This window comes from Soonwooa purpurea, from assembly GCF_053891095.1.
Window position 1 is genome coordinate 1 of record NZ_JBSSMA010000040.1, and the last position, 3,376, is coordinate 3,376.

At 28.4% G+C, this 3,376-nt stretch carries 5 protein-coding genes; 4 read left to right on the forward strand and 1 reads right to left on the reverse strand.

From position 1 onward, the window contains the following. Positions 1–303 precede the first annotated feature (303 nt). The 3 genes from ACVFVN_RS14510 to ACVFVN_RS14520 all read left to right on the forward strand — a co-directional run bounded on the left by ACVFVN_RS14510 (position 304) and on the right by ACVFVN_RS14520 (position 1,749). Positions 304–597, forward strand: coding sequence for a hypothetical protein (locus tag ACVFVN_RS14510; protein WP_456235835.1), 294 nt, complete (start codon positions 304–306; stop codon positions 595–597). Next, positions 579–944 (forward strand): hypothetical protein, encoded by a 366-nt coding sequence (locus ACVFVN_RS14515; protein WP_456235836.1) that lies wholly within the window; start codon positions 579–581, stop codon positions 942–944. Before ACVFVN_RS14510 ends, ACVFVN_RS14515 begins: the two co-directional genes overlap by 19 nt. Positions 945–1,152: 208 nt before the next feature. Beyond that, positions 1,153–1,749 carry an AbiV family abortive infection protein gene (locus tag ACVFVN_RS14520; RefSeq protein ID WP_456235837.1) on the forward strand — a complete coding sequence of 199 codons (597 nt, stop codon included), beginning with the start codon at positions 1,153–1,155 and terminating at the stop codon, positions 1,747–1,749. A gap of 85 nt (positions 1,750–1,834) precedes the next feature. Here the strand turns inward: ACVFVN_RS14520 and ACVFVN_RS14525 are convergent, their stop codons facing one another. Continuing rightward, positions 1,835–1,957 carry a hypothetical protein gene (locus ACVFVN_RS14525; protein ID WP_456235838.1) on the reverse strand — a complete coding sequence of 41 codons (123 nt, stop codon included), beginning with the start codon at positions 1,955–1,957 and terminating at the stop codon, positions 1,835–1,837. 380 nt (positions 1,958–2,337) lie between these two features. Here ACVFVN_RS14525 and ACVFVN_RS14530 point away from each other — a divergent pair, with 380 nt between their 5' ends. Then, the gene (locus ACVFVN_RS14530; RefSeq protein WP_456235839.1) at positions 2,338–3,054 is read left to right on the forward strand and encodes a hypothetical protein; all 717 of its coding nucleotides are present in this window, start codon (positions 2,338–2,340) and stop codon (positions 3,052–3,054) included. Positions 3,055–3,376 lie beyond the last annotated feature (322 nt).

The following is a 3,376-nucleotide window of genomic DNA, read 5'->3' on the forward strand; positions in this document are numbered from 1 at the left end:
AGTTTCGTTTTATTCTTTTGATTTGTTTGTGATTTAATTGCTCATAATTTTTTAGAACTATTTTTCAGCGTTGAAAAGTTCTCATTTTCTACTGCGCGTAACAGTGTATTGGCAAAATGCGGGGTTTTGGGAACGTTGAAATTTTGTAAAAATATTTCGCCGATTGCTTTTCAATTCCGTATTTTTTTGTAAGTTTACTTCATTGAAAAAGCATCGGCTTCGCTTCTGAATTCTTGAACTTTCAGTCCTTCGAATTCCCGCACTTCGCCAATACTTTTTCCGTTGTGTGCAAGCTTTCCAAAAATGCGTTTAATAAAATTCAGTTACATATTTTTAATAATAATATTCAATTCTTGCTGCGATACTTTTTGCGAGCGTGAAAAATATGCAATCACTTTAATTGAAAAAATCGAAAATTATAAAACTAAGTTTGGTAAATATCCAGAAAGTTTAGAAGTTTTTAATATCAAAGAAAATGAAGATTCTCCAGCATTTTATTCAAAAACTTCTGATTCAACTTATATCATTTGGTATGGATTAGGCTTTGAAAGTAAAGTATATAATTCTAAAACAAAAAAATGGACAACCGAAGGTTAATATTATTATTTGTATTTTCTATTTTTTGTTTCTCTTGCAACAATAAAGAAATTCCTTTCGATTCTAAAAAATGGAATGAAAAAACTGATGGTTTCTATAAATATCGAGAACAGATGGTAAATGACATAATTACTAACCATCTAAATACGGAATCAACATATAATCAAATAGTTGAAAAAATAGGTAAACCAAATTATATTGAAGATTCAATAAATATATCTATTGCATACTTTATATCTGAAAAATATGGATTGGATATAGATCCAAAAGAAAGTAAAACTTTGATTATTTCTTTCACAAAAGACTCAATATTTAAAAAGGCAGAATTAAAACATTATAAAAAATAAGCCAGCACACAACATCGGTTTTGCGAAATGGCGGTTTAAGGGAAATATAGAAAGTTTGTGCATTTTTATCCGCAACAGCTTTTTATATTTCCTTTTTTCTTATTTTAGTAAATATAAAAAAGCTGTTGCTCAAGTTAGTGCAAAATTGAAAGTTTAGGCTTTCTAATCCGCCACTATCGCAAAGCCGCGGCTCGTTACCTGTAATGTTATGGAAGAGACCTTCAAAAAAATAACTGAACTATCATCAATACAATCTCCAGAATTAACTAAATTTAATGATGTAAAAGAATATGAAATATGTCTTCTGCATATAGAGAAACATATTAATGCAGCAATATTATTATTCAATAATGGTTTTTTCGAACAATCGACTTTTTTAATTATAACAGTTTTGGAAGAAATTTCTAAAGCTGAAATATGTATTTATCGTGGATTAGGAGGAAATAAAGAAGCTGTAAACAGAAACAAAGACGGTTTATTTAATCATAAATCTAAACATCTTGCAATCGCAAATGACATTACCTTTAAGTTCTTAAAAACCAAGGAAATTTATGGCGAAGAATTGATTAATTGTATCCTTAAGAATCTGAAAAATGGCTATTATATAACTATAAGAGAAAACTCACTATATTTTAAAAATATTAATGGAAAATGTATTGTGTCCGATAAAACTATAACTAAAGATTCTACTAAAATTTTATTATTGATATGTTTAGAAATTTTTGAAGATAGACTATTTGGTTTCTCAAATCTAACAGATATTATAACAGACAGAGTATTATCAAAATACAATGATATAAAATAAAAAAAGGAGTTTATAAAACTCCTTTAAATGTGGTGAGTCTCGGCATCGAACCGAGTTCCCTATTTAATTCTATGATACAATCATCCTAACAGATTATTTCGGTTAACTCACCTCCGATACCGAAACTCACCATTACAAGTAGATTTCCTAAAAGAGTCAATGTAGAGCCTAACGAAAGGCTAATGAAAATTGATTTTATTGTATCCATACATTTTAAATTTTTATTATTCAACCATCTGTCAGCGACAACCACTAAAACATCTTTTAAATGAATCATACCAAAGAACTCAACAGGAATTTCCAGCTTTTTATATCTTAATTTAGATAATTCGAATTCCTAAAGCAAATATACAAAAAAAATAACACTACAGGTAACATGGTATTGCCAAAAGCGGGGCTAAAGTGGTAAATTCAAGGTTCTACCCTACTATTCCGCCAAAAACGAATTTTATTCGTTTTTTATTTTTAAATTTATCTCATAAAAATTCGTTTAGGCTCGCCTCGGTGCAAAATCGAAACTTAAAGCTTCGATTTCCCCGCCTTCGGCAATACCCAAAACGTTATGTGCAATGCGACAAAAAGACCGCTATGAAACAATTTCTAATAACTATTAGTCTTTTTCTTTTACAAAATTGTGTGAAAACGAAAACCACAGAAATTAGTGAAGATTTTTACGACCAAAATGATTTACAATTTACTTTTCTAGTGTTTGACAGCCAAAAACTTGATGACTTTTTTCAAAACTATCAATCATTTGATTTTCAAAATGAAAAATTAAAAAATGACTTGAAAAAATTGTCAAAAATAGAGCTTAACACTCAAAAATCTTTACCCAAAAATTACTTGAAAAATACAAAAAAGATAGAAACGACTGACTACGAGTTGGCAAAAGAAGTAATCGAATCCACTTTGAATGGAAATGAAAAGTATTTGAATGGAAGTTTAGATTATCTTTTTTTTAAAGAAACATTACCTGAAAAATTTAAACAAAAATGGGTTCAAACACACTTAGGAAACTTTGAATTTAACATCAGCTTTTTGTCACTATTACGAGAGAAAAATAAACTTTTTGATGATTTAATTTATGGAAATATTTATAATAATGATAAGAGATTAAAACGATTTAATTCTGAATGTATTACAAATGAAATAACTCCAGAAATCGCTAAAAATATAAAATATACTCTTGAAACTGATAAAATTTTTCAAGATGTTAGATTTCAAAATGATAAGAAAATATTTATCGAATTCTTGGATAAAACAATTCAAAAAGAATGGAAAATGTTCTTATTAGATTGGAACTAAAATGCACTGCACATAACATTGTATTGGCAAAATGCGGGGAGAAGTGTAAAATTGAAAAGCAGAAAAAATAATCCGCTCATGCTTTTCAATTCTGCATTTTTTTGTAAGTTAGCAGTATTGAAAAAGCATTCGCTACGTTTGGTTTTTCTAGAACTTTCAGTTCTTCGAAAGCCCGCACTTCGCCAATACTTTTTCCGTTATCTGCAATGCTATGAAAACCCCAATAATAAAAAGACTTTACAGAGATTTTTGTATAATTAAATATCGAAAATTACCTTTAACATTTTACGATAAAGAAATTGATGAAGACATTTATTCACAT

Coding starts and splice junctions, on each gene's coding strand:
- ACVFVN_RS14520 (WP_456235837.1), top strand. CDS start 1,153: ATGGAAGAGACCTTCAAAAAAATAACTGAACTATCATCAATACAATCT.
- ACVFVN_RS14525 (WP_456235838.1), bottom strand. CDS start 1,957: ATGGATACAATAAAATCAATTTTCATTAGCCTTTCGTTAGGCTCTACA.
- ACVFVN_RS14515 (WP_456235836.1), top strand. CDS start 579: ATGGACAACCGAAGGTTAATATTATTATTTGTATTTTCTATTTTTTGT.
- ACVFVN_RS14510 (WP_456235835.1), top strand. CDS start 304: ATGCGTTTAATAAAATTCAGTTACATATTTTTAATAATAATATTCAAT.
- ACVFVN_RS14530 (WP_456235839.1), top strand. CDS start 2,338: ATGAAACAATTTCTAATAACTATTAGTCTTTTTCTTTTACAAAATTGT.